A 263-nucleotide genomic window follows, 5' to 3' on the forward strand; every position below is an offset into this window, starting at 1 on the left:
TCGGTTTGCGGTACGGGTTTTTATAACCTGAAGCTTAGCGGTTTTTCTTGGAAGTCTGATTACCTGCGCTATCCACTTAGCCGAAGCCTTGCGGTACTATCAGCGTTCAGCATCGTTGGCGGATTTGCCTACCATCGATATACCTACAGCCTTTAACGATCTATTCCGTCAGATCGCGGCAGTGTCACTACTCCGTCCCCACATCGCAGTTATAAAAAGTACTGGAATATTAACCAGCTGTCCATCGAATTTCCCCTTCGGGT

The 263-nt window shown here is 47.9% G+C and carries 1 rRNA gene; it reads right to left on the reverse strand.

Annotated features, from left to right (window positions below):
- Window positions 1–263, reverse strand: a 23S ribosomal RNA gene (locus tag SOM16_RS23130); the annotation flags it as partial.

This window comes from Pedobacter sp. CFBP9032 (assembly GCF_034045265.1).
Taxonomy (GTDB): Bacteria; Bacteroidota; Bacteroidia; order Sphingobacteriales; family Sphingobacteriaceae; genus Pedobacter.